22 protein-coding genes are annotated in these 24,757 nt (G+C 69.2%); 12 read left to right on the top strand and 10 right to left on the bottom strand.

The genetic code is table 11. From position 1 onward, the window contains the following. Positions 1–215 precede the first annotated feature (215 nt). The 3 genes from ACF8O7_RS13320 to ACF8O7_RS13310 all read left to right on the top strand — a co-directional run bounded on the left by ACF8O7_RS13320 (position 216) and on the right by ACF8O7_RS13310 (position 3,044). Complete coding sequence (locus tag ACF8O7_RS13320; protein WP_074923342.1) at positions 216–1,175, top strand: PhzF family phenazine biosynthesis protein; 960 nt, start codon at positions 216–218, stop codon at positions 1,173–1,175. Positions 1,176–1,266: 91 nt separating this feature from the next. Then, positions 1,267–1,950: a histidine phosphatase family protein gene (locus ACF8O7_RS13315; RefSeq protein ID WP_016449281.1), complete on the top strand. Its 684-nt coding sequence runs from the start codon at positions 1,267–1,269 to the stop codon at positions 1,948–1,950. A gap of 119 nt (positions 1,951–2,069) precedes the next feature. Beyond that, positions 2,070–3,044 (top strand): tripartite tricarboxylate transporter substrate binding protein, encoded by a 975-nt coding sequence (locus ACF8O7_RS13310; RefSeq protein WP_074923344.1) that lies wholly within the window; start codon positions 2,070–2,072, stop codon positions 3,042–3,044. A 154-nt stretch (positions 3,045–3,198) separates the two neighbouring features. Here the strand turns inward: ACF8O7_RS13310 and ACF8O7_RS13305 are convergent, their stop codons facing one another. Both ACF8O7_RS13305 and ACF8O7_RS13300 read right to left on the bottom strand, forming a co-directional pair. Continuing rightward, complete coding sequence (locus ACF8O7_RS13305; RefSeq protein WP_074923353.1) at positions 3,199–4,059, bottom strand: creatininase family protein; 861 nt, start codon at positions 4,057–4,059, stop codon at positions 3,199–3,201. 29 nt (positions 4,060–4,088) lie between these two features. Further along, on the bottom strand, positions 4,089–5,066 hold the full coding sequence (locus ACF8O7_RS13300; RefSeq protein WP_016449278.1) for a tripartite tricarboxylate transporter substrate binding protein: 978 nt from the start codon (positions 5,064–5,066) through the stop codon (positions 4,089–4,091). A gap of 215 nt (positions 5,067–5,281) precedes the next feature. Here ACF8O7_RS13300 and ACF8O7_RS13295 point away from each other — a divergent pair, with 215 nt between their 5' ends. The 4 genes from ACF8O7_RS13295 (at position 5,282) to ACF8O7_RS13280 (ending at position 10,285) form a co-directional block, all read left to right on the top strand. After that, positions 5,282–7,552, top strand: a complete 2,271-nt coding sequence (locus ACF8O7_RS13295) for a protein-disulfide reductase DsbD family protein (protein ID WP_392443504.1) — start codon at positions 5,282–5,284, stop codon at positions 7,550–7,552. A 193-nt stretch (positions 7,553–7,745) separates the two neighbouring features. Beyond that, entirely contained in the window at positions 7,746–8,279 is a 534-nt protein-coding gene (locus ACF8O7_RS13290) for a hypothetical protein (protein WP_126313029.1), read from the top strand. A gap of 238 nt (positions 8,280–8,517) precedes the next feature. Beyond that, a complete protein-coding gene (gene nhaA, locus ACF8O7_RS13285; protein ID WP_392443501.1) occupies positions 8,518–9,789 on the top strand; it encodes a Na+/H+ antiporter NhaA in 1,272 nt (423 codons plus the stop codon). A gap of 28 nt (positions 9,790–9,817) precedes the next feature. Beyond that, a complete protein-coding gene (locus ACF8O7_RS13280) occupies positions 9,818–10,285 on the top strand; it encodes a CoA-binding protein (RefSeq protein ID WP_016454716.1) in 468 nt (155 codons plus the stop codon). Positions 10,286–10,539: 254 nt separating this feature from the next. Here the strand turns inward: ACF8O7_RS13280 and ACF8O7_RS13275 are convergent, their stop codons facing one another. Next, positions 10,540–11,373, bottom strand: a complete 834-nt coding sequence (locus ACF8O7_RS13275) for a GNAT family N-acetyltransferase (protein WP_016449273.1) — start codon at positions 11,371–11,373, stop codon at positions 10,540–10,542. Positions 11,374–11,680: 307 nt separating this feature from the next. On the opposite strand from ACF8O7_RS13275, the gene ACF8O7_RS13270 reads away from it, so the two are divergent. Further along, complete coding sequence (locus ACF8O7_RS13270) at positions 11,681–13,513, top strand: methyl-accepting chemotaxis protein (RefSeq protein ID WP_043790849.1); 1,833 nt, start codon at positions 11,681–11,683, stop codon at positions 13,511–13,513. A 19-nt stretch (positions 13,514–13,532) separates the two neighbouring features. Here the strand turns inward: ACF8O7_RS13270 and ACF8O7_RS13265 are convergent, their stop codons facing one another. After that, entirely contained in the window at positions 13,533–14,351 is an 819-nt protein-coding gene (locus ACF8O7_RS13265) for an IclR family transcriptional regulator (protein WP_016449271.1), read from the bottom strand. Positions 14,352–14,500: 149 nt separating this feature from the next. On the opposite strand from ACF8O7_RS13265, the gene ACF8O7_RS13260 reads away from it, so the two are divergent. The 4 genes from ACF8O7_RS13260 to ACF8O7_RS13245 all read left to right on the top strand — a co-directional run bounded on the left by ACF8O7_RS13260 (position 14,501) and on the right by ACF8O7_RS13245 (position 18,666). Next, positions 14,501–15,466, top strand: coding sequence for an MBL fold metallo-hydrolase (locus ACF8O7_RS13260; RefSeq protein WP_016449270.1), 966 nt, complete (start codon positions 14,501–14,503; stop codon positions 15,464–15,466). A gap of 134 nt (positions 15,467–15,600) precedes the next feature. Continuing rightward, a complete protein-coding gene (locus tag ACF8O7_RS13255; RefSeq protein ID WP_126313027.1) occupies positions 15,601–17,292 on the top strand; it encodes an FAD-dependent oxidoreductase in 1,692 nt (563 codons plus the stop codon). Between the two features lie 31 nt (positions 17,293–17,323). Further along, a complete protein-coding gene (locus ACF8O7_RS13250) occupies positions 17,324–17,590 on the top strand; it encodes a DUF2783 domain-containing protein (RefSeq protein ID WP_013800326.1) in 267 nt (88 codons plus the stop codon). Between the two features lie 104 nt (positions 17,591–17,694). Beyond that, a complete protein-coding gene (locus ACF8O7_RS13245; RefSeq protein WP_126313026.1) occupies positions 17,695–18,666 on the top strand; it encodes a tripartite tricarboxylate transporter substrate binding protein in 972 nt (323 codons plus the stop codon). Between the two features lie 69 nt (positions 18,667–18,735). On the opposite strand, the gene ACF8O7_RS13240 is transcribed toward ACF8O7_RS13245, so the two are convergent. The 6 genes from ACF8O7_RS13240 to ACF8O7_RS13215 form a co-directional block, all read right to left on the bottom strand. Next, positions 18,736–19,485, bottom strand: coding sequence for an ABC transporter ATP-binding protein (locus tag ACF8O7_RS13240; RefSeq protein WP_047219451.1), 750 nt, complete (start codon positions 19,483–19,485; stop codon positions 18,736–18,738). Next, positions 19,482–21,374: an ATP-binding cassette domain-containing protein gene (locus ACF8O7_RS13235; RefSeq protein ID WP_392443497.1), complete on the bottom strand. Its 1,893-nt coding sequence runs from the start codon at positions 21,372–21,374 to the stop codon at positions 19,482–19,484. Before ACF8O7_RS13235 ends, ACF8O7_RS13240 begins: the two co-directional genes overlap by 4 nt. Then, positions 21,371–22,399 carry a branched-chain amino acid ABC transporter permease gene (locus ACF8O7_RS13230; RefSeq protein WP_012202505.1) on the bottom strand — a complete coding sequence of 343 codons (1,029 nt, stop codon included), beginning with the start codon at positions 22,397–22,399 and terminating at the stop codon, positions 21,371–21,373. The genes ACF8O7_RS13235 and ACF8O7_RS13230 overlap by 4 nt, the downstream gene beginning before the upstream one ends. Before the next feature lie 83 nt (positions 22,400–22,482). After that, the gene (locus ACF8O7_RS13225; protein WP_016449264.1) at positions 22,483–23,634 is read right to left on the bottom strand and encodes an ABC transporter substrate-binding protein; all 1,152 of its coding nucleotides are present in this window, start codon (positions 23,632–23,634) and stop codon (positions 22,483–22,485) included. Between the two features lie 35 nt (positions 23,635–23,669). After that, a complete protein-coding gene (locus tag ACF8O7_RS13220) occupies positions 23,670–24,329 on the bottom strand; it encodes a TetR/AcrR family transcriptional regulator (protein WP_016454723.1) in 660 nt (219 codons plus the stop codon). A 17-nt stretch (positions 24,330–24,346) separates the two neighbouring features. Next, positions 24,347–24,757, bottom strand: a 411-nt coding sequence (locus tag ACF8O7_RS13215) for a phenylacetate--CoA ligase family protein (protein WP_392443495.1), incomplete at its 5' end; no start/stop codon positions are given.

The raw sequence follows: 24,757 nt of genomic DNA, 5'->3' as shown, positions 1-24,757 counted from the left end.
TGAGCGGCTAGCGCCGCTTCCCCCTCTCTACTTGCTTCGCAAGGGAGGGGGACGACGCCCTCGGCTAGGCGCCCCCGCCGTGAGGCGGCTCTTGCTCGGCGTCCCTGGTGTTTGGGCCAGTTACCTGCTTGGGCCAGAGGGAAGCCGACACGCAGTCGAACCAAAGTCCGGCTTGCCGTCGGCTTTTCCATCCTCCCTTCCATCTGCCCGTTGCCATGACACCTGCATACGTCTCCCGCCAGCGCCCCTTCATGACCGTGGACGTGTTCACGGCACGGCCCTACCTGGGCAATCCGCTGGCCGTCGTGCTCGACGCCACCGGATTGACCGATGCGCAGATGCAGTCCTTCGCGGCCTGGACCAATCTGTCGGAGACCACCTTCGTGCTGCCGCCCACCGAGGCCGGCCGCGCCGCAGGCGCCGACTACCGCGTGCGCATCTTCACGCCGGGCGGCGAGCTGCCCTTTGCCGGCCATCCCACGCTGGGCAGCTGCCACGCCTGGCTGGCGCAGGGCGGCGTGCCGCAGCAGGCGCAGCGCATCGTGCAGGAATGCGCCAAGGGGCTGATCTCGATTGCGCGCCAGGACGGACGCCTGGCCTTCCAGGCACCGGCCACCGACATCGGCGTCGTGGAGCCGGGCCTGCTGGCCGAGGTGGCTGCCGCGCTGGGCGCGGAGCCCGGCCAGATCCTGCGCGCCGCCTGGCTGGACAACGGCCCGCGCTGGATGGGCGTGCTCTTCGAGCATCCCGATCAGGTGCTGGCGCTGGAGCCCGACCATGCAAGGCTCAAGGCGCTGAACACCAAGGTGGGTGCCTGCGCGCTGTACGAAAGCGCGCAAGATGCACCGGCACTGATCGGCCGCAGCAGCCGCGAGGCACGCGCCTTTGCCACGGGCCAGCGCCCGGCCGGGGCCGATGCGGATGCCGCCCCCAGCCTGGAAGTGCGCGGCTTCGCCAGCCCCGTCGGCGTCACCGAAGACCCCGTCACCGGCAGCCTCAACGCCAGCCTGGCCCTGTGGCTGCGCGGCGAAGGCCTGCTGCGCGCGCCCTACATCGCCAGCCAGGGCTGCTGCGTGGGCCGCGACGGCCGCGTGCATGTCAGCGAGGACGCCCAGGGCGCGCTGTGGATAGGCGGCCATGTGGTGGAGTGCGTGAGCGGCCAGGTGCTGTTGTAGGGCCTGCCGGGCTGCTGGAATCTGTCGCCAAGGCGGCAGCCAGTCGCCCGCAGGACAAACGCCGGCGCCAGCGCTGGCCACAATCCGCGCCATGGGAACCCTCTATCTTGTGCGCCATGGCCAGGCCTCGTTTGGTGCCGAAGACTACGACCAGCTCAGCGAACGCGGCCAGGCGCAATCGCAAAGATTGGGTGCCTACTGGCGAGAGCGCGGCCTGCGCTTCGACGCGGTCTACACGGGCACGCTGCGCCGCCATGCGCAGACGCTGGCCGGCATCGCCGAAGGCCTGGGCAGCCTGCCTGCCGAGCAGCACCGCACCCAGGCGCTTGCGGGCCTCGATGAATACGACAGCGGCGCGCTGCTGCAGGCCATCCACCCAGCGCCCCTGCCCAAGCCCGACACACCCGAGCTGTACCGCCACCACTTCCGGCTGCTGTGCGATGCCCTGGCCCAGTGGATGGCCGGCACCATCAGCCCCAAGGGCATGCCCAGCTGGGACGACTTCTCCGGCGGCGTGCGCCAGGTGCTGGAGCGCGTGCGGCATGAACATGCCGACGAAAACGTGCTGCTGGTCAGCAGCGGCGGCCCCATCTCCACCGCCGTGGGCCATGTGCTGGGCACCTCGCCGGAGGTCACCATTGCGCTGAACATGCGCATCCGCAACAGCGCCGTGACCGAGTTCACCACCAGCCCCAAGCGCCTGATGCTGCAGACCTTCAACACGCTCAACCACCTGGACACGGACGAGCACCGCAGCTGGATCACGCACGCCTGATCCAGCCCCGGCCAGGCCGCCACACGGCTATTGCGCCAGGGCATAGCAGCCAGAACACGGGCGATCTGGGCCGGCCTGCGCTTTTGCGCCACACTGGCCGGCCAGGAGACAAAAGACCCATGAACAAACGCCGCTTCACGCGCAGCGCCCTGGCCTGCGCGGCCCTGCTGCTGGCCGCCATCACCAGCCAGGCACAGCCCCTGTCGAACAAGCCCATCCGCATCGTCGTGCCCTTTGGCGCAGGCGGCGTGGCCGACGTCACCTCGCGCGTCGTTGCGCAAAAGCTGGCCTCGCAGCTGGGCCAGCCCGTCATCATCGACAACAAGCCCAGCGCGGGCGGCATCGTCGCAGCCGACACCGTGGCCAAATCCGCACCTGACGGACACACGCTGTTCCTCATGTCCAACGGCAGCGCCGTCACCGTGGGGCTGTTCAATCAACTGCCTTTCGACATGGTCAAGGACTTCACGCCGATTTCCACCCTGGGCTACTTCGACATCGGCGTGCTCACCGCAAGCGACTCGCGCTTCAGGAACCTGGGCGAGCTGGTGGCCTGGGCCAAGGCCCACCCCGGCAAGCTCAACATCGGCAGCATCGCCATCGGCAGCACCCAGCACCTGGCGGCCGAACTGTTCAAGACCACGGCCGGCATCGACGCCCAGATCGTGCCCTTCAACGGCACTCCCGCCGTGGTCACGGCCCTGCGGGGCAGGCAGATCGACGCGGCCGTGGAAATCCTCACGCCCATCATGGGCCAGATCAACTCCAAGGCCGTCAACCTGCTGGCCATCACCGGCGACAAGCGCTCGGCCCTGCTGCCCGGCGTGCCCACGGCCCAGGAGTCAGGCGTCAAGGGGTTCGTCGCCTCCTCCTGGAACGCCCTGGCCGCCCCCGCCAAGACCCCTCCGGAAATCATCGCCCGCCTGAACAAGGAAATCGCCGCCGCCGTGAACTCCCCCGAAGTCACGCAGAAACTGCGCGAAATGAACGTCCAGGCCCAACCCAGTACGCCCGAGCAGACCGCGCAATTGCTGCAATCGGAAATCAAACGCTGGGGCGACGTGATCGTCCAGGCCAAGATCCCGAAACAGTAAAAAGGGCCGAGCGCAGCGAAGGCCCGCAACAACTCCCCGTATGTCAGCGCAGGTGGCCCCGCAGCGCAGCGAAGGGGTCGCGGACAGTCGGCCGCCGGGCCGAGACCCGGCCTCGAAAAACCACCACCCGGCAGGGTCCAAAAAAGGCCCAAAACTAAAGAGGCTCCGGCGCCCTTCCCACAGTATCCGCAGGCAGCGCAACCATCTCGGACAACAACCGCACCAGCCCCCGAGCCGAAGCCTCCACCATCAAAGCCCCCCGCTCGGCCGTGGCCCCCGCAGCATTCCCCACAGCCCCGCAAACGTTGTAGTCCTCGATGGCCCAGCCCATCTTGGCGCTTCGCCCGTTGCCCAGCAAGGCATGCCGCTGCGCCCTATCCTCCGAAGTGGAATGAAAGTCCCGCGCATGCTCCATGCGCACGGTCTCCGGCGCCAGGTGCAGCATCATCGATGTCTCCACCTCGCCGCCATGGATGCCGAAGCGGTGCTCATGCGCGCTGAACTGCGCATTGGCCGCATCGTCCACCAGGCCGAACCAGCTGCTGCTGTAGACCAGCAGGCCGTGGCGCATGCGCAGCTCGCGCGCCACGATGTCCATCACGCTGACCTGGCCGCCATGGCCGTTGAGCAGCAGCAGCCGGCGCACGCCGGCCCGCGCCACGCAGGCGCCCAGTTCGGTCCAAAGCGCGATCACCGTGGCGGGCGACAGCGTCAGCGTGCCGGCAAACGATTGGTGCTCCACGCTGAAGCCGATGTTCTGCGGAGGAAGAAAGAGCACGGGCAGGTCGGCCGGCAGCAGCGGCAGGGCCGCATCGATCACGCCCTGCAGCAGGCGGGCATCGACGGACAGCGGCAGGTGCGGCCCATGCTGCTCCACGGCGGCCACGGGCAGCACCGCCACGGTTTCCGCGGCAAGCCCCGCCTGGGCCAGCGCGAAATCGCGCGCCGATACTTCGGCCCACCAGCGCGATGGCCAGGTACCGAGGGACGTGTGTGGAGGCGGGGAGCTTGGCATGGCCATGATCTTAGCCCCCGCCCCGCGTCTCATTCGACCTTGAAGTTGGATTCCCTGACGATGCGCTTCCAGCGCTCGTTGTCGGATTCGATCAGCCGCGCGAACTCCTCGGGCGTGCCCCGGCGCGGCACATAGCTGTAGCTGCGCAGCTTGGCCAGCACGTCGGGCATCTGCATGACCTTGTCCATCTGCTGCGCGAGCTGGGCCACGATGTCGCGGGGCGTGCCCTTGGGCGCGAGCAGGCCCGACCAGGAGCTGAAGCCCATGCCGTCCACGCCGGCCTCCTTGATGGTGGGTACCTGGGGAAAGACTTCGGCGCGCTGGGGCAGCAGCACTGCCAGGGCCTTGACCTTGCCCGTGCGGATCATCTCCACCGAGGTGAAGGAGTCGAACGAGAAATCCACCTCGCCCGCCACCACGGCCTGCATCTGCGGCGCCGTGCCCTTGTACTGGGCGTTGACGATGCCCGGCGCGCCAATCACCTTCTTGAACTGCTCGGTGATCAGCGAAATCATGCTGCTGCCCGAGGACACGCTCAGCGGCTTGCCCTGTTTGGCCATGTCAACCAGCTCCTGCAGGCTGTTCACGGGCAGGTCCTTGCGCGCAATGAGGACGAAGCCCACGTCGCACAGATGGCTGATGGGCTCGAAGCTGGCCAGCGCCTCGTAGCTGGTCTTGTAGAGCACCGGGCTCAGGGTCTGCGCGCCCGCCGTGTTCATCAGCAGGGTGTAGCCGTCGGGCGTGGCGCGCGCGGCCAGTTCCGTGCCGATGACGCCGTTGGCACCGCCCTTGTTGTCCACCACGAAGGACTGGCCGGTCAGCTCCCCGAGCTTTTGCATGGCCAGCCGCGCCACCACGTCGGTGGTGCCACCGGCGGGAAAGGGCACGATCACGCGCACGGACTTGTCGGGATAGGCAGCGGCCGCGCGCGCGTGCTGCGGCAGCCCCCAGGCGGCGGCCGCTGCCGCGCCGGCGGCCAGGAATTGGCGGCGAGATGTCTCCTGCATGGCTTGTCTCCTTGTGTTGCTCTATCCCGGATGGGTGGCCGGTCCATGATGGGCAACGGACCTATCGCCTGTCCAATACCAAGCGCCTATGCAACGATATCTTTTGCCAATCGTCTTGCAACAACGCACAGAGGATTCCATGGCGCATGGCCGCTACCATCGCCGCCTGTAGCCAGGGGAACCAAAGATCCCGCCCCGGGCTCCCATAGTCCGCCATGCCACTCCAAACGCCTCCTCGCCACACCGCACCCCAGCGCCTCGCCTTCTGGCTTCTTGCCTTCCTTCTGGCAGCCTCCAGCCTGCTGGCCTTCCAGGCCGGCGCGCAGATCCGCCTGAAAACCGGCAGCGGGGCGGCAGCGACCGTGGACACGCCGCGCGTGCGCGCCGAGCTCGTGGCCCAGGCGCCCGAAGGCGTACAGCCTGGCCAGACACTGTGGCTGGGCCTGCTGATCACCCACCAGCCCGAATGGCATACCTACTGGAAGAACGCCGGTGACTCCGGCCTGGCCACCGAGCTGAACTGGCAGCTGCCTGCGGGCCTGACGGCGGGCGAGATCCAGTGGCCCGTGCCCGAGGCGCTGCGCGTGGGCCCGCTGCTCAACTACGGCTATGAGGGCCAGGTGCTGCTGCCCGTGCCCGTGCAGGTGGCCCCCGACTTCAAGCCGCCCGCGTCCGGCATGCTGGACCTGCGCCTGCATGCGAACTGGCTGGTCTGCCGCGTGGAGTGCATTCCCGAGGAAGGCGATTTCCAGCTGCAGCTGCCCGTGCAGGGCAGCACGGCAGGCCAGGGTCAGGCCTTCACCCAGGCCTGGGCGCTCAAGCCCCAGGCACTGTCCGCGCCGGCCCAGGCCAAGGTGGTGCCGGCCAGCCAGCCTGCCGCACAAGGCAGGACGCCCGACGAGCGCGTGCAGCTGCGCATCGAGGGCCTGCCGGAATCCCTGCAGGGCCGCACGCTGGACTTCTATCCCGAATCTTCCGACACCTTCCACCACGCGGCCGAACTGGGCAAGGACTGGCAGCAGCATTGGGACGGCACAGCCTGGGTGGCCGAACTGCCGCTGTCCGACATGCGCGGCGACACTCCGGCCAAGCTGCCCGTGGTCCTGGCCCTGCCGCCCGCCGAGCGCGCCGCAGCGCTGGAGCAGGGCCAGCCCGTGGCCTGGCGCGCCGAGGCCCCGGTCGAGGGCCGCTGGACGGCTGCCGCCATGGCCAGCGTCTCGCCCGCACTGGCCGCTGCCCTGGCGGCCAACCAGGCCGCTGCGCCTGCCGCCAGCGCCACCAGCCTGTGGATGGCCTTGCTCGGTGGCTTGGTGGGTGGACTGATCCTCAACCTCATGCCCTGCGTCTTCCCGGTGCTGGCCATCAAGATCCTGGGCTTTGCACGCCATGGACAGGACCGCCGCGCCCAGCGCCTGGGCGGGCTGGCCTATACGGCGGGGGTGGTCCTGTCCTTCCTGGCCCTGGGCGGGCTGCTGCTGGCGCTGCGCGCGGCAGGCGAGCAGCTGGGCTGGGGCTTTCAGCTGCAGTCGCCGGCCATCGTGGCCCTGCTGGCAGCCCTGTTCACCCTGCTGGGCCTGAACCTGGCAGGCCTGTTCGAGTTCGGCTCCATGCTGCCCGGGCGTTGGGCTGCGGCGCATGCGCGCCACCCGGTGGCCGATGCCTTTCTGTCCGGCGTGCTGGCCGTGGCCATTGCCTCGCCCTGCACGGCGCCGTTCATGGGCGCCTCGCTGGGCTTTGCCATCGACATGCCGGCCCTGCAGGCGCTGACGGTGTTCGCCGCCCTGGGCCTGGGCATGGCCCTGCCCTATCTGCTGGCCAGCTTCGTTCCCGCCGTAGTGCGCTGGCTGCCACGCCCTGGCGCCTGGATGGACACTTTCCGCCGTGCCATGGCCTTTCCCATGTTCGCCACCGTGGTCTGGCTGGTCTGGGTGCTGGGGCACCAGAGCGGCATCGACGCCGCCACCGCGCTGCTGGCCCTGCTGCTGGCCTTCAGCGCCCTGGTCTGGACGCTGACGCTCAAGGGCCGCACGCGCGCCGTGCTGGCCACGCTGGCCGTGGTGCTGGCAGGCGCGCTGCTGGCCACCACCGCGCCCCTGATCACCACGCCTGCCCAGGCGGAGGGCACGGGCACGGCGTCCGCTGCAGGCGAGCGCTGGCAGCCCTGGTCGGCCGCCCGCGTAGCCGAGCTGCAGGCGGCGGGCAAGCCCGTGTTCGTGGACTACACGGCCGCCTGGTGCGTGACCTGCCAGGTCAACAAGCGCACCACGCTCAACCATGAGGAGGTGCTGGACGCCTTCGACAAGCACGGCGTGACCCTGCTGCGCGCCGACTGGACGCGGCGCGACCCAGCCATCACCGCTGCGCTGCAGCAACTGGGCCGCAGCGGCGTGCCCGTCTATGTGCTGCATGCGCCGGGCAAGCCGCCGGTGGTGCTCAGCGAGCTGCTATCGAAGAGCGAGGTACTGGGGGCATTGGCCGCGCTTTGACGGCACGCCCTCCTGGGACAAACCCCGATTTTGGGTAGGTCCCAGGCCTACATTTGTTGCAGCGCACGCCGTCCTAGACTGGATGCATCCGGGGAATACCGCAATCCGAACGCTAGGCGCCGCGGCTGCCGCCCGACTCCGGAGACCCGCCCGCGCGGCAACTGCCCGCCCTGCACGACACAGGAGGTGGGCCATGCATGCACTGATCACCCATTCGCACCCTTCGGGGGTGCACCATCGTTCACGCGGCAAGGGATTGCTGCTGGCGCTGGGACTGGCCAGCCTGGCTGTGGCGGGGATCGTCCTGCCCTTTGTCTGGGACCTGCTGGGCTTCGTCAACGGATTGCCCAAGATGGGATGGCTGCAGTCCATCCTGGCGGTCTCGCCGGTGTTCAGCTGGCTGATGATGTTCGCCTGGGGCCTGGCCGTTCCCGTGGCGCTGATCTATGCGCTCTACCACCCGCAGACCCATCCCTGGGGCAATGGCGCCATGGTGGCGGGCGCCATGCTGGTGGCCATCACCTGGTACGTGCACATGCCGGCCGCATCGCAATGCACGGCCATGTATCCGCAGACCGGCATGGCCTGCTCGGTGCTGCAATGGGGCTTCAGCATGAGCCTGGGCGTGGCTACGGCGGCCTATGTGTTCCTGGTATTCATGATTGCGCTGTCCTCGCTGGGGCTGCTGGCCGAATGCGTCTCGCGCAATGAGCCGCCCAGGCCCTGAATCCGCACGGTCTTGCGCAAGAGTCCCGGCCGCCGATTTTTTGCCGCCGGGCCGCCCCAAGGCAAAAAGCGGCCCCCTCGGGGGGGCAGCGGACCTTGCGCAGCAAAAGGGGGCGTGGGGGCTTCTTTTATAATGGCGGCTGGGTGTCCAGACCGCATGGGGCGGCAGGACAGGTGTTGATAGCGCAGGTCGGGCCGCCTGCGCACCGGGGCCGCAAGGCCCCTTTGCTGCTTTGCACATGAACACCTACACGACCCCGCGGCCGTCCGGCCCGCGCACGCCCCTTTTCCTGTCTTTCGCCGATCGCGTCGGCGCCTTCCTGTCCCGCTGGTCCCATGCCGAGGCCGCGGGCGGCATCGTGCTGCTACTGGCAGCGGCCGCCGCCCTGCTCTGGGCGAACTCCGGCTGGGCCGGCTCCTACGAGGCGCTGTGGCACACGCCGCTGAGCGTGGGCCTGGGCCCGTGGCAGCTGTCGCAATCCCTGCATTTCTGGGTCAATGATGCGCTGATGAGCGTGTTCTTTCTCGTGGTCGGCATGGAGATACGCCGCGAGATGCATTTCGGCGCACTGGCCCGGCCGCGCCAGGCGCTGCTGCCCGTGATGGCCGCGCTGGGCGGCGTTGTGGCGCCGGCCCTGATCTTCCTGGCCTTCAATGCCGCGCCGCCGCTGCGCAATGGCTGGGCCGTGCCCACGGCCACCGACATCGCCTTTGCCATGGGCGTGCTGGCCCTGCTGGGCCGGGGCCTGCCGCCCGCGCTGCGCGTGTTCCTGCTGGCGCTGGCCATCATCGACGACCTGGTCGCCGTGCTCATCATTGCGCTGTTCTATTCGGGCGGGCTGCAGTGGGACCAGCTGCTGGTGGCCGCCGCCGGCCTGGCCGGCGTGTTCCTGCTGCAGTCGCTGGGCGTGCGCCGCGCCTGGGCCTATGTGCTGCCGGGTGCTGTGCTCTGGTGGGGCATCTGGCAGACCGGCGCCCATCCCACGCTGGCCGGCGTGGTGCTGGGCCTGGTGACGCCCGTGCATGCGCTGGCCGGCCGCGAAAGCGCCGCGCCCGTGGAGCGCGTGCAGGCGGACCTGCATCCCTGGGTGGCCTTTGGCGTGATGCCGTTGTTTGCGCTGGCCAATGCCGGCGTGCCGCTGCAGGGGGCTGGCACCGCTGGCATCGATGCGGCGGGCACCTCGGCCGTGATGTGGGGCGTGGCCCTGGCCCTGGTGCTGGGCAAGCCGCTGGGCGTGCTGCTCAGCTGCTGGCTGGCCGTGCGCCTGCGGCTGTGCGCGCTGCCGCCGGGCATGGGCTGGGGCGACACGCTGCTGGCAGGCCTGCTGGCAGGCATTGGCTTCACCATGGCCATCTTCATCGCCACGCTGGCCTTTGACAGCGAGGCCCTGCTCAATGCCGCCAAGCTGGGCGTGCTGTTGGCCTCGGCCACGGCCGCCGTGCTGGGGCTGGGCTGGGGGATGGTGCTGCGCCGGCGCCATGCTGCGGACGCGACAGCCCTGCCCGCCTGAGCGGCAGGCGCTGCGTACACTGCGGCGCATGAGCGATACAGCAACAGACTCCCGCCTGCGCGACATCCTCGTGCAGTGCCGCACCCTGGCCGTGGTCGGCCTGTCGCCGCAGCCCGAGCGGCCCAGCCACCAGGCCTCGCAGTACATGCAGCGCCACGGCTACCGCATCGTTCCCGTGAACCCCGTGGTGGCACGCGAAGGCGGAAGCATCCTGGGCGAGCCCGTCCATGCCAGCCTGGCCGACGCTGCGGCCGCGCTGGCCGCACAGGGCCTGCGCATCGACATGGTCGATTGCTTCCGAAAGAGCGAGGACATCCCGCCGCTGGCCGCCGAGGCCGTTGCCGTCGGCGCGCGCTGCCTGTGGCTGCAATTGGGCGTGGTCAACGACAAGGCCCTGGAACTGGCCCGCGCCGCGGGCCTGTGGACCGTGCAGGACCGCTGCGTGAAGATCGAACACCAGCGCCTTCTGGCCGATGCCCCGCCCACTGCCCGGTAACTCAGGAATTGCCCATGAAAAAAGCCGCAGCCCCGAAGAGGCTGCGGCCTGCAATTGGCGTGGACCAAGGCCCGGTCAGTCCGGTGCAGGTTACCTGCCTCCGTCCGGGTGTCTGCTTCAGCCCACATCCAGCATCATGCACGGTCTTTGTGACAGCCCTGTGATGCACATCACGGTCCGGCCCATTGCACAAGAAGCCGGCTCCGCCCTCTCTTTCCGAAAATTCCCAATTTCCCCAAAACGCTGCGACGGCCTCAGCCGCGCCGCGTGAACAGGCGCAGGTAGCGCGAAGGCAGGTCCTGCATGCGCATCATGATGGGCAGGTCGGCCGTGTTGAAGTCGCTGTCCCAGGCCGGCGCGCCCAGCACCTTGGCCCCCGTGCGCAGGTAGCCCTGGATCAGCGCAGGCGGCTCCACGCTCATGCCGCTGGTGCTGATGGATGCCAGCTCCTCGGGCAGGGCCACGCGGGGACGCACCTGCAGCTCGGGCTCGGCCAGATGGGTCTGGCGCAGTTGCTGCCAGACGCGCGCCGGGCCCTCGCCATGGGCCAGCCCCGGGTACTGCATGGGGATGCTGGCGCAGCCGACCATGGCGTCGAGCCGGTTGCGCTGCATGAATTCGGCCAGCGCGCCCCACAGCGCCAGGATCACGCCGCCCTGGCGGTGCGATGCGTGCACGCAGCTGCGGCCCAGCTCCACCATGCGCGGGCGCCAGGCGGCGAGCGGGCCCAGGTCGAATTCCTGGTCGGAGTACAGGCCCCCGGCGCGCAGCGCCTGGGTGGGAGTGAGCAGGCGGTAGGTGCCGATGACCACGCCCTTGTCGGCATCGCAGACCATGAGGTGCTCGCAGAAGTCGTCGAAGGCATCGATGTCGTGCCCGGCCAGCGGCGTCTGCAGCACGGCGCCCATCTCGGCGGCGAACACCGCGTGGCGCAGGCGCTGCACCTGGCGCACCTCGTCGAGATGGCGGGCCCAGCGCACATCCAGCCGCAGCGGTTTGTCCGCGGCCTGGGGTGGCTGGAGAAGCGCGGAAAGCGGGGGCTTGGCGATCTCGATCGCCGCGTTGCGAAGGGTGTCCAGAACGTCCATATGCCCGCCTTCCTCGTCATGTTGGACGCAGTCGGTGACCTGCCTGTGCCACTCGGTTTGCCTGCGTGCCGCCATTGTGGAAAGCCGCCATGAAAGTCCCGCGACGGTTGCGTTACAGCAACATGTCACACCGCACTGCAATGGTGCACTGCAGCAAATGCCTCTATGACAGGTGCTGCGCGCAAGTTGGTGCACGCCACCACAGGGTTGGCATGTCGTCAAAAATGAAACAAATTGTGCGTTAATGACAGGGCCGCATGCCCGGCCATTGCGGCTTGCGGAGTCCTCAGTCTTCCCTTGCCGCGCCATGCTCCAGACCCTTCGCTCCAAGATCCTTGCCATCAGCACAGCCACCGTGGTCGGCGCCCTTGCCATCACGGGGGCTGCCACGTACCACATCGTTCGCGGCAGCACTTTCCAGACCATTGAACAGGACCTGGACGCCATCACCGCCGGCAACACCATGGCCATCGACCAGTGGGTGGCCTCCAAGGCACGCGCCGTCAGCGCCGCCGCCGCCGTGATCGAGCACGGCGACCCGCAGGGCTTTGCCGCCCACATGGGCCAGGCCAGCGGCTTTCCCATCACCACGGTGGGCTGGGAAGACAAGACCTACAAGTCCACCACCAGCACTCCGCCCGACTACGACCCCACGGCCCGCCCCTGGTACAAGAGCGCCGTACAGGCCGGCAAGCTGGCCCTGACCAAGCCCTATGGCGACTCCACCACGGGCGTGCCCTATGTGGCCTTCGTGGCGCCCATGCTGCGCGGCGGCGCGCTGCAGGGCGTGATCAGCGGCGCCGTGCCGCTGGAGGGCGTGCGCGAGGTGGTCTCCGCCATCCGCCCCACGCCCGGCAGCCTGGGCTTCGTGGTCAGCCGTGACGGCCAGGTGCTGGCGCATGCCGATGCCAAGCTGCTGCTCAAGCCCACCTCCGACATCTCCGAGCTGCTGACGCCGGCCGCGCTGACTGCGCTGGCCAGCGCCACGGCGCCGCTGGAAGTGAACCTGGGCGGCAGCGCCAAGCTGCTCAAGGCCCGCCCGGTGCAGGGCACGGACTGGCTGCTGGTGGTCGCGCTGGACAAGGCCGAGGCCACGACCGGCCTGCAAAGCGTGCTCAAGACGCTGGCCATCGCCATCGTGCTGCTGGCCTGCCTGGCCACGGCCGTGGCGGCGGCGCTGACGGCCCAGTCCTTCCGGCGTCTGTCCCAGGTGCGCGACGCCATGGACAAGATCGGCTCGGGCGGCGGCGACCTGACGCAGCGCCTGCCGGTGTCGGGCAATGACGAAGTGGCGCAGATCGCCTCGTCCTTCAACGGCTTCGTCGAGCAGATCGGCACCGTGCTCAAGGATGTGCGCAACGGCGTGGAGTCCATGAAGACCGCCACCGACGAGATCAAGCTGGGCAACCTGGACCTGTCCAACCGCACCGAATCCTCGGCCAGCAGCCTGCAGGAGACCTCGGCCTCGCTGTCGCAGCTGACGGCCAATGTGCGCCAGTCGGCCGAGGCGGCCGCCATGGCCACGCGCCTGGCCCAGTCGGCCAGCAGCTCGGCCACCAAGGGTGGCGACGTGGTGGGCAGCGCCGTGAGTACCATGGACGACATCTCCCGGGCCTCGTCCAAGATCGGCGAGATCATCGGCGTCATCGACGCCATCGCCTTCCAGACCAACATCCTGGCGCTCAATGCCGCCGTCGAGGCCGCCCGCGCCGGTGAGCAGGGCCGGGGCTTTGCCGTGGTGGCCTCGGAGGTGCGCAGCCTGGCCCATCGCAGCGCGGCGGCCGCCAAGGAGATCAAGACCCTGATCGACGCCTCCGGCGCCAGCGTGGCCATGGGCACGGAGCGCGTGCGCGCGGCCGGCCAGACCATGGGCGAGATCGTGGACGGCATCCAGCGCGTCTCCCAGATCATTGTCGAGATCAACGGCGCCATGACCGAGCAAAGCGTGGGCATCGGCCAGATCAACCAGGCCGTGGCCGACATGGACCGCGCCACGCAGCAGAACGCCGCGCTGGTGGAGGAGTCCACCGCCGCATCGTCCGTGCTCAACGAACAGGCCCACCACCTGTCGCGCACGGTGGCCGGCTTCACGCTGGAAGGGCGTGCGCCTGCCCGGGATCAGCTGCTGCTCACCAACTGAGCCGCCGCAAGCGACGGGCTCAGGCCTGGGCCGGCGCTCCCAGGCGCTGGGACAGGCTGCGCGCCTGGGCCTGCAGCAGCCGGGCCGGCCGGCCCTGGGGGTCCAGGTCCAGCGTGGCCGAGGGGCCGATGGCGGCAATGGCCAGCACCAGCTGGCCAAAGCCGTCGAACACCGGCACGGCCAGCGCGCTCACGCCTGACAGCAGCTGGTTCTCGACCCGGCTCAGGCGGCTGGCGCGGATGGCGGCCAACTCCTTTGCAAAGGCGGGCTCTTCCAGGCTGTGGCCTTCCGCGTCCAGCAGGGGCGCAATGCGCCCGGGCTCGCCAAAGGCCGCAAAGATCTTGCCCGTGGCCGTGTGGCGCAGCGATGCGGGCGTGCCGTGGCGCATGGCCACATAGACATGGGTGGGCCCCTCTTCCACGCGGATGATGGTCGGCCCCTGGCCGCTCCACATGGCAATCGACACCGTGCTGCCCACCTCCTGCGCCAGCGCGGGCAGCTCGGCGATCGCCAGGCGCACGGGATCGGCCTGCTGCAGGCTGATCAGCCCCATCTGTATGGCCAGCGGCCCCAGGCCGTAGTGGCCGCTGGCGCGGTCCTGCTCCATCAGGCCCAGTTTGCAAAAGCTCACCAGGTAGGGGTGGGCCTTGGCCGCCGTCATCTCGGCCTCGCGCGCCAGATCCTTGAGCGCCATGCGCCGGCCCGTGCGTGCCAGTGCCTTGAGCAACTGGCCGCCGACTTCCACGCTCTGGATGCCGCGCGGGCCGCGCGCGGGCTCGTCATCGCTGCTGTCAGGAAGGAAGACGGGGCTGTTCGGGGAAGAGGCGGCATCGGACATGGCAGGCATTGTGAAGGCTGGAACCCGGAGTTTGCGGCTCCGAGGGTTTTTCACTATGTCAAACGAATTGTTCAATGTTGAATTTTTCCCTAGCATTCAGGCATTCGATAAAAACAAATGCGTTTGTCCATTTCAAAAGCAGGATGCCCATGACCACCAAGACCTTTGCCTCCGCCGCCGACCTCGAAATCAAGCAGGTCAGCTTCGACAAGCTCTCCGAGCACGCCTACGCCTACACGGCCGAGGGCGACCCCAACACCGGCATCATCATTGGCGACGACGCCGTGATGGTGATCGACACCCAGGCCACGCCCGTCATGGCGCAGGACGTGATCCGCCGCATCCGCGAGATCACCGACAAGCCCATCAAGTACGTCACGCTGTCGCACTACCACGCGGTGCGCGTGCTGGGCGCCTCGGCCTTCTTCGCGGAAGGCGCCGAACACATCATTGCCAGCCAGGACACCTTTGACCTCATCGTGGAGCGCGGCGAGCAGGACAAGGCCAGCGAGATCGGCCGCTTTCCCCGCCTGTTCCAGAACGTGGAAAGCGTGCCCGACGGCATGACCTGGCCCACCCTGACCTTCACCGGCAAGATGACGCTGTGGCTGGGCAAGCTGGAAGTGCAGATCCTGCAGCTGGGCCGCGGCCACACCAAGGGCGACACCGTAGTCTGGCTGCCCCAGGACAAGGTGCTGTTCAGCGGCGACCTGGTGGAGTTCGGCGCCACGCCCTACGCGGGCGATGCCTACTTCCAGGACTGGCCGCACACGCTGGACGCCATCGCCGCCCTGCAGCCCGAAAAGCTGGTGCCAGGCCGGGGCGCCGCGCTGCAGACGCCGGCCGAGGTGCAGGCCGGCCTGGCCGGCACGCGCGACTTCATCAGCGACCTGTGGACCGAGGTCAAGGCCGGCGCCGACGCCCAGCAGGACCTGCGCAAGGTCTACGAGGCCGCCTTCGCCAAGCTGCAGCCCAAGTACGGCCAGTGGGTGATCTTCAACCACTGCATGCCCTTCGATGTGACCCGCGCCTACGACGAGGCCTCGGGCCATGCCGACCCGCGCATCTGGACCGCCGAGCGCGACCGCCAGATGTGGGAAGCGCTCGAAGGCTGAACCACGGCGGCGTGCCGGTCCTGAGCACCGGCACGCCTGCCCATCGCTCCCGCCCGCGCACCGGCATTCCCTGATGCCGGCGGGGATGGCTGCGCCTTTTCTCTCTCATACGCCCACGACAGAGGACGAACCCCATGTCCCACCCCGCCATCTCCCTGCAAGCGCTGCGCGGCAGCGGCGCAGACATACAGGCCATCCACATCCCCTACGAGCGCCATGCCGACCAGGACGCCGGTGCGGACACGCCCGCCCGGCATCCCGTGGTCATCGTCGGCGCCGGCCCCGTAGGCCTGTCGCTGGCCATCGACCTGGCCCAGCGCGGCCAGCGCGTGGTGCTGCTGGACAACGACTGCCGGCTGTCCACGGGCTCGCGCGCCATCTGCTTTTCCAAGCGCACGCTGGAGATCTGGGACCGCCTGGGCGTGGGCCAGGCGATGGTGGACAAGGGCGTGTCCTGGAACCTGGGCAAGGTCTTCTTCAAGGACCAGCCGCTGTACCGCTTCGACCTGCTGCCCGAGGACGGCCACGAGCGCCCGGCCTTCATCAACCTGCAGCAGTACTACGCCGAGGCCTACCTGGTCGAGCGCGCCCTGCAGCTGCCGCTGATCGACCTGCGCTGGCACAGCAAGGTCACGGCGCTCGAGCCGCAGGCCGAGGGCGCGCTGCTGACCGTGGAGACGCCCGACGGCAGCTACCGCATCGATGCGCAATGGGTCCTGGCCTGCGACGGCTCGCGCTCGCCGCTGCGCGGCCTGCTGGGCCAGGAAAGCCATGGCCGCATCTTCCGCGACCGCTTCCTGATCGCCGACGTGAAGATGCACGCCGAATTCCCCACCGAGCGCTGGTTCTGGTTCGACCCGCCCTTCCACCCGGGCCAGAGCGTGCTGCTGCACCGCCAGCCCGACGATGTCTGGCGCATCGACTTCCAGCTGGGCTGGGACGCCGATCCCGAGGAAGAGAAAAAGCCCGAGAACATCATTCCCCGCATCCGCGCCCTGCTGGGCAAGGACGCGCCCTTCGAGCTGGAATGGGCCAGCGTCTACACCTTCGCCTGTCTGCGCATGGACCGCTTCGTCCATGGCCGCGTGGTCTTCGCGGGCGACAGCGCCCACGGCGTCTCGCCGTTTGGCGCACGCGGCGCCAACAGTGGCGTGCAGGATGCCGAGAACCTGGCCTGGAAGCTGGACCGCGTGCTGCGCGGCCAGGCCGATGCCTCGCTGATCGCCACCTATGGCGCCGAGCGCGAATACGCGGCCGACGAGAACATCCGCAACTCCACGCGCGCCACCGACTTCATCACGCCCAAGAGCGAGATCAGCCGCCTGTTCCGCGACGCCGTGCTGGACCTGGCGCGCGACCATGAATTCGCGCGCCGCATCGTCAACAGCGGGCGGCTGTCCGTGCCGGCCACGCTGCATGGCTCGGCGCTCAACACGCCCGACACCGACACCTTCGACGGAACGCAGCTGCCCGGCGCCGTGCTGGCCGATGCGCCCATGCGCCGGCCCGGCGTGGACGGCACGGCCTGGCTGCTGCGCGCCCTGGGCCCGGACTTCACGCTGCTGCACTTCGGCCCCACGCCGGCCTGGGCGCAGGCGCTGCCCGGCGTGCTCAACCTGTCCATCGCGATAGAGGGCGAGGCCCATGCACCAGACGCCGACCTCATCGATGCGCGCGGCCTGGCGGCCAGACGCCTGGATGCGCGCCCCGGCACCAGCTACCTGCTGCGGCCCGACCAGCATGTCTGCGCGCGCTGGCGCCGCCCCGACGAGGCCGGCGTGCGCGCCGCTCTCCAAAGAGCCTGCGGCGCCGCCGCCACGGCCTGAACCTCTTACGCCCCATTCACAGGAGACCGCCATGCTGCTGTCCACCCACCCCAACCTGCAGGCCTGCGACGATTTCTACGAAGCCCTGATCGCCACCCACCAGGGGCTCGATACCGCGCAAAGCCATGCCCTCAATGCCCGCCTCGTGCTGCTGCTGGCCAACCACATTGGCCACCAGGGCACCTTGCTGCATGCGCTCGAACTGGCCCGCGCCAGCGCAGGACTTGCCCCTGCCGGCGCGGACCCGGCCGAGCGCGGCGCCGTGACGCCGGTCGCCCCGGTGCACGCGGCCGCCTGAAGCCGCGCGCCGCCGCCCGTACGGCGGCCTGCCATCCCCACAAAGGCGCCCGCCTCACACCTTGGACATCTCACAAGGGCGCCGCATACAACATGGAGACAAGGATGCAACGCAAGCAGTTTCTGGCCGCACTGGCCTGCTCGGGCCTGGCCCTGGCCGCAGGGCCTGCCGCCCTGGCACAGGACAAGCCCCTGGAATGGGTCGTGGGCTATGCGGCCGGCGGCGGCTCGGACGTGGTCGCCCGCGTCATCGCCGAAGCCATGGGCCGCAACATGGAGCGGGTCATCGTCATCAACAACAAGCCCGGCGCGGGCACCAACATCGCGGCCGAGTACAGCGCCCGCTCGCGCGACCACGGCAACCTCATGTTCACGGCCGACTTCGCCACGCTGGCGGCCAACCCCTTCCTGTTCAGCAAGCTCAACTACAACGCCGAGCGCGACTTCAAGCCCGTGGGCATGCTGGTGCGCTTTCCCATGCTGCTGGTGGTCAACAACGAGGTGCCCGCCACCAACCTCGCCGAATTCCTGGCCTGGGCCAAACAGCAAAAGACCGGCGTGAGCTGGGGCTCGGCCGGACTGGGCAGCCCCCACCATCTGGTGGGCGAGCTGTTCCGGGAGCAGGCGGGCCTCACCAACATGACCCATGTGCCCTACCGAGGAGCGGCCCCTGCCGTGCAGGACGTGGTCGGCGGCCAGATCCCTGCCATGTGGGCCGACAGCGCCACCATCATTCCCTTCCTGAGCGAGAAAAAGCTCAAGGCCATCGGCGTGGCCAGCCCCGCCCGCGTGGACGTGCTGCCCCAGATCGCCACGCTGCAGGAGCAGGGTCTGAAAGGTTTCGAGGGCTATGCCTGGCAGGGCATCGTCGTGCCCACGGGCAGCTCGGCCGAGGTGGTCAAGAAGTTCAGCCAGTCGCTCCAGCAGGCCCTGGCCGACACCCGCACCAAGGCACGCCTGGCCGCCATGGGCGTGGAGCCCATGCCCGGCAGCGCCGAGCAGATGGGCCAGTTCGTGCGCGCCGAGCGCGGCAAGTGGGGTCGGGTGATCGCGGCCAACAACATCAAGCTGGACTGAGCGCCACGCTGCAGACGCAAAAAGGCTGCCGGTCCGGCAGCCTTTTTCGTTGTGGCTGGGGGTTGCGTCTCAGGCCACCGCCGCCGCCTCCGCACTGCGCCCCATCCCCAGATAGGTATCGATGATGCGCCGGTCGTGCAGCAGCTCCCTGGCCGCGCCGCTGAGGGCCACGGCGCCCATCTCCAGCACGTAGGCACGGTCGGCCACCTTGAGGGCGGCGCGCGCGTTCTGCTCGACCAGCAGCACCGAGACGCCGTGGTCGCGCAGGCCGGCCACGACCTGCAGCACCTCGCGCACGATCAGCGGCGCCAGGCCCAGCGAGGGCTCGTCCAGCAGCAGCAGGCGCGGGCGCGCCATCAGCGCGCGGCCGATGGCCAGCATCTGGCGCTCGCCGCCCGACAGGGTGGAGGCCATCTGCGGGCGCCGCTCCCTCAGGCGCGGGAAGATGGCGAAGACCTCGTCCATGCGCTGCGTCTGGTCGCGCAGGCCCCGGCGCCAGCGCGAGAAGCCGCCCAGCAGCAGGTTGTCCTCCACCGACATCTCGCCGAACAGCTCGCGCTTTTCGGGCACCAGGGCCACGCCGTTGGCCACCATGACCTCGACGCCGGGGCGTGCGATGCGCTTGCCGTCCAGATGGATCTCGCCGCGCGAGGGCAGCAGGCCCATGGCGGCCGACAGCAGCGTGGTCTTGCCCGCGCCGTTGGGGCCGATGACGGTGACGATCTCGCCGCTGCGCACATCCAGATCCACCTGGTGCACGGCCTCCACGGGACCGTAGGACACGCTCAGGCCCTTGAGCTGCAAAAGGGTGTCGCTCATGCCGTCTCTCCGGTTGCCTCGTCGTCGTCGCCGCCGCCCAGGTAGGCGTCCAGCACGCGCTGGTTGACCTGGATCTGGGCCGGCGTGCCTTCGGCGATCACGGTGCCGAACTCCAGCACCGTGATGCGGTCCGCAAGATTCATGACGAACTCCATGTCGTGCTCCACGACGAGAATGCCCAGCCCCTCGGCCCGCAGCTGGCGCAGCAGGTCGGCCAGGGCCTGTTTTTCCAGGTGGCGCAGGCCGGCGGCCGGCTCGTCCAGCAGCAGGGCCGCAGGCTGTCCGGCCAGGGCGCGTGCGATCTCCACGACGCGCTGCTGGCCCAGGGCCAGCGAGGCGGCCGGCACATCGGCGAAGGCGCCCAGGCCGCAGCGCTCGATCTGGCGGCGCGCCTCGGCCAGCACCGAGGCCTCCTCGGCCCGGTCCAGGCGCAGCATGGAGGCCAGCCAGCCCCGGTGCGCACGCCGGTGCGCGCCCACGGCCACGTTCTCCAGCACGCTGCGCTGGCCCAGCAGGCGCACATGCTGGAAGGTGCGGCCCAGGCCCAGGGCGGCAAAGCGGCGCGAGGGCGCATCGTTCATGGCCTGGTCCATGAAGCGCACCTGGCCCTCGGTGGGCGAGTCCACGCCCGAGATCATGTTGAAGAAAGTGCTCTTGCCCGCGCCGTTGGGACCGATCAGCGCATGCACCTCGCCGGCCTTGAGCGTCATGGCCACATCGTTGTTGGCCACCAGGCCGCCAAAGCGCTTGGTCACATGCTCGGCCGCCAGCAGCACCTGGCCCGCCGCAGGCAGCGCGCGCTGCGCCAGCGGCGCCGCGTCCGCCAGCTTCAGATCGGACACGGGCCGGCGCACCCAGCGCGCCGTGAGCGCCTGCAGCGTGGGCCACAGGCCTTCTGCAAAGCGCTGCAGCACCAGCACCATCAGCAGGCCGAAGACGATGACCTCGAAGTTGCCGCTGGTGCCCAGCAGGGCCGGCAATATGTCCTGCAGCTTTTGCTTGATCAGCGTGATCAGCGTGGCGCCCAGCACCGCGCCCCACAGGTGGCCGGCGCCGCCGACCACGGCCATGAACAGGTACTCGATGCCCACGTTGAGGTTGAAGGGCGCCGGGCTCACGAAGCGCTGCATGTGGGCGTAGAGCCAGCCCGACAGCGTGGCCAGCAGGGCCGCCAGCACGAAGAGCTTGACGCGGTAGTGCGCCGTGTCGATGCCCATGGACTCGGCCATGACGCGGCCGCCGCGCAGCGCGCGGATAGCCCGACCCTCGCGCGAGTCCAGCAGGTTGTGCAGCAGCCACAGCGCCACCAGCAGCACGGCCCAGATCACCACGCCCATGGCGCGCGGCGAGGCCAGCGAGACGCCGCCGATCACCAGCGGCGCAATGCCCGTGATGCCGGTCTGCCCGCCCAGGAACTCCATGTTGCCGAACAGGTAGTACAGGCTCAGCCCCCAGGCGATGGTGCACAGCGGCAGGTAGTGGCCCTGCAGCTTGACCGTGACCGCGCCCAGCAGCCAGGCCACGACGAAGGTGATGAGCAGGCCCAGCGCCAGGCCCACCCAGGGCAGGCCCGCCGCGCCCACCAGCCCGCCCAGCGCGGCCACCGAGGCCGGTGCCGTGCAGACCCAGGCCGTGGCATAGGCGCCGATGCCCACGAAGGCCGCCTGGCCGAACGAGGTCATGCCGCCCACGCCGGTCAGCATCACCAGGCCTGCGGCCACCATGGCGAACAGGCCGATGTAGCTGAGGATGACGACGGTGAAATCGGGCAGGAAGCCCCAGGACGCGGCCAGCAGCGCAATGGCCGCCACCGTGAGCACGCGCGTGCTGATGCCGCCCGAAGCGGCCTTGGCAGGCGCCGTGGCCTGCGAGGAAACGGGGGCGCTCATTCTTCTTCCTCCACATGGTGGCTATTGCGCGATCGCCACCACAGCACCGGGATGATCAGCGTGAACACCAGCACCTCCTTGTAGGCACTGGCCCAGAACGACGAGAAGGCCTCCAGCAGCCCGACCAGCAGCGCGCCGGCCAGGGCCAGCGGGTAGCTGGCCAGCCCGCCCACGATGGCGGCCACGAAGCCCTTGAGGCCGATCAGAAAGCCGGTGTCGTAGTACACCGTGGTCAGCGGCGCGATCAGCAGGCCCGAGATGGCGCCGATCAGCGCGGCCAGCGCAAAGCTCACGTCGCCGGCCATGGCCGTGGGAATGCCCATGAGGCGTGCGCCCACGCGGTTGATGGCCGTGGCGCGCAGCGCCTTGCCGATCATGGAGCGCTCGAAGAACACGAACAGCAGGGCCACCAGCACCAGGGTCACGCCCACCACCACCAGGGACTGGCCCGAGATCGTGATGTCGCCCAGGCGCAGCTGCGCCTCGGAAAACGCGGGGGTGCGCGAGCCTTCGGCACCGAAGAACAGCAACCCCAGGCCGACCAGCACGCCGTGCATGGCCACCGAGACGATGAGCAGCATCAGCACCGAGGCATGGGCCAGCGGCCGGTAGGCCAGGCGGTACAGCAGCGGCCCCATGGGCGTGATCAGCACCAGGGTGGCCAGCGCCTGCAGCATCAGCGAGGACGGGCGCAGCCCCCAGGCCAGGGCCACGGCAATGGCCGGCAGCGCCAGGCACCACAGGAAGGTGGCGGGCCAGCTCACCTGGCTGCCCGCGCGCCAGCGCAGCAGGTCCACCACCAGCACGGCGGCGGCCAGGGCCAGCAGCAGCCACAGCGTGGTGGGCACGCGTCCGGCCTGCATCATGGCCAGGGTGAGCGCGCCGAAGGCGACGAACTCCCCCTGCGGGATGAAGATGATGCGGGTGACCGAGAACACCAGCACCAGGGCCAGCGCCATCAGGCCGTAGACGGCGCCGTTGACGATGCCGTCCTGCCCCAGCAGCAGGGCGATTTGCAGATCCATGATCGACTTTCGAGCAGACGCGGCCAAGCGCCACAGCGGCCGCCGCCAGGCGCGGCAGCCGCTGCGGCCTCAGGCCTGCAGGTTCAGGGCTGGTACTTCCAGGTACCGTTCTCGATCTTGACCATGACGGCCGCGCGCTGGTCCAGGCCCAGGTGGTCGGTGGGCGTCATGTTGAAGATGCCGTGGGCGCCGGCCACGTCCTTGGTCTGCTCCAGCGCATCGCGCAGCGCGGCGCGGAACTCGGCCGTGCCGGGCTGGGCCTTCTTGAGCGCGGCGGGAATCGCCGCTTCGAGCACGCGGCCCGCATCCCAGGAATGCGCGCCAAAGGTCGAAGCCGTGCCCTTGCCGTTGGCCGCCTCGTAGGCCTCCACATAGGAGACGGCGGACTTCTTGACCGGATTGCTGTCGGGCAGCTGGTGGGCCACCAGCACGGGGCCGGCGGGCAGCAGCGTGCCTTCCACATCCTTGCCGCCCACGCGCAGGAAGTCGGCATTGGCCACGCCGTGGGTCTGGTAGATCTTGCCCTGGTAGCCGCGCTCCTTGAGCGACTTCTGCGGCAGTGCGGCCGGCGTGCCCGAGCCGGCGATCAGCACCGCATCGGGCTTGGCCGCCATGAGCTTGAGCGTCTGGCCCGTGACCGAGGTGTCGCTGCGCGAATAGGCCTCGGTGGCGGTGAGCTTGAGGCCCTTGGCCTCGGCCACCTTGCGGAATTCCTGCAGCCAGCTTTCTCCATAGGCGTCGTTGAAGCCGATGTAGCCCACGGTCTTGATGCCGGCCTTGGCCATGTGCTCGCCGATGGCGGCGGCCATCATGGCGTCGTGCTGGGGCGTCTTGAAGACCCAGAACTTCTTGGCATCCACGGGCTCGACGATCTTGGCCGAGGCCGCCAGCGTGATCATGGGCGTCTTGGCCTCGGAGACCACGTCCACCATGGCCAGCGAGTTGGGCGTGATGCTGGAGCCCAGGATCACGTCGACCTTGCTCTCGCTGATCAGCTTGCGCGTGTTGGCCACGGCCGCCGTGGTGTCGGAGGCGTCGTCCAGGATGATGTAGTTGACCTTCTGGCCCGCCACCGTGCGCGGCATCAGCGCCACGGTGTTCTTCTCGGGAATGCCCAGGGAGGCCGCCGGTCCGGTGGCCGAGACCACCACGCCCACATTGATGTCGGCCAGGGCCGAGCCCCAGACCGTGGCCAGGGTCGCGGCCAGCAGGCCCAGTTTCGTCAAACGCTTCATGTCTGTCTCCTTGTGTTAGATGGGGCGTGGCACCTTCAGGCGCCACAATTTACCGTGGTAACTATTTTTTTGCCAGCGGTTTGATGCACGGGTTTGCCTGGGGTCTGCACGGCAGGCAAGCCTCCGAGGAACAGGTCGGCCACCACGGGGGCCATGGCCTCGTGGTCCAGCGTTCCGTCGGGCCGCAGCCAGGTGAACATCCAGTTCATCATCCCGAACAGCAGCATGGCCAGCGCCTTGGACAGGCCCGCGCCGTCGGCGTCCGGCCGCAGCTGGGCCACCGCCTGGGCAAAGGCCTCGACCACGGCGCGCTCCTTGCTCACCACGCGCTGGCGGTCCTCGTCCTGCAGGAAGCGCACGTCCTCGGTCAGCACGCGGTGGGCATGGCGGGCATGGGCGTACTCCTGCACGAAGCGTTCGATCAGCATGCGCAGCCGTGGCTCGGGCGGCAGGCCCATGGCCTGCACCTCGTCCACCAGGGCCTGCAGCCGCGTCATGTGGCCGTCGGTGATGTCCACCAGCAGCGCGTACTTGTCGCGGAAGTAGTGGTAGATGGTGGGCTTGGACAGGCCGCAGGCCTGGGCCACCTCGTTCATCGAAGTGCCGGGGTAGCCGCTGCGCGCGAACAGCGCGGCGGCATGGCCCAGGATCAGTTCGCGCTGGTCGTCGTATCCGGAAGATCGGCCTCGGGCCATGGGACTCCTGTGCGCGCTCAGCGGCTGCGGTGGTCGATCACGCGGCGGGCCTTGCCCACCAGGGTGCGCTCTATGGAATCGGGCCGCAGCACCTCGACCTCGGCGCTCACGCCGACCAGGGTCTTGATGCGCTGCTGCACCCACAGGGCCAGCGCCTCGGTGTCGCCGTGCGTGCCCGGCTGCATCTCGCAGCGCACGGCCAGCCGGTCCAGGTTGCCCTCGCGCGTGACCACCAGCTGGTACTGGCCCGACAGCTGGGCGTTCTGCAGCACGATCTCCTCGATCTGCGTCGGAAACAGGTTCACACCGCGGATGATGAGCATGTCGTCGCTGCGCCCCACGATCTTGCCCATGCGCCGGAAGCTGCGCGAAGTCGGCGCTAGCAGCCGCGTCAAATCCCGCGTGCGGTAGCGAATGATGGGCATGGC

The sequence above is a fragment of the Delftia sp. WSY_16 genome, from assembly GCF_043104415.1.
In the GTDB taxonomy this organism is placed as follows: Bacteria; Pseudomonadota; Gammaproteobacteria; order Burkholderiales; family Burkholderiaceae_C; genus Comamonas; species Comamonas tsuruhatensis.
The sequence above is the reverse complement of the archived record's forward strand: the minus strand, read 5'-3'. Positions and strand labels throughout refer to the sequence as shown.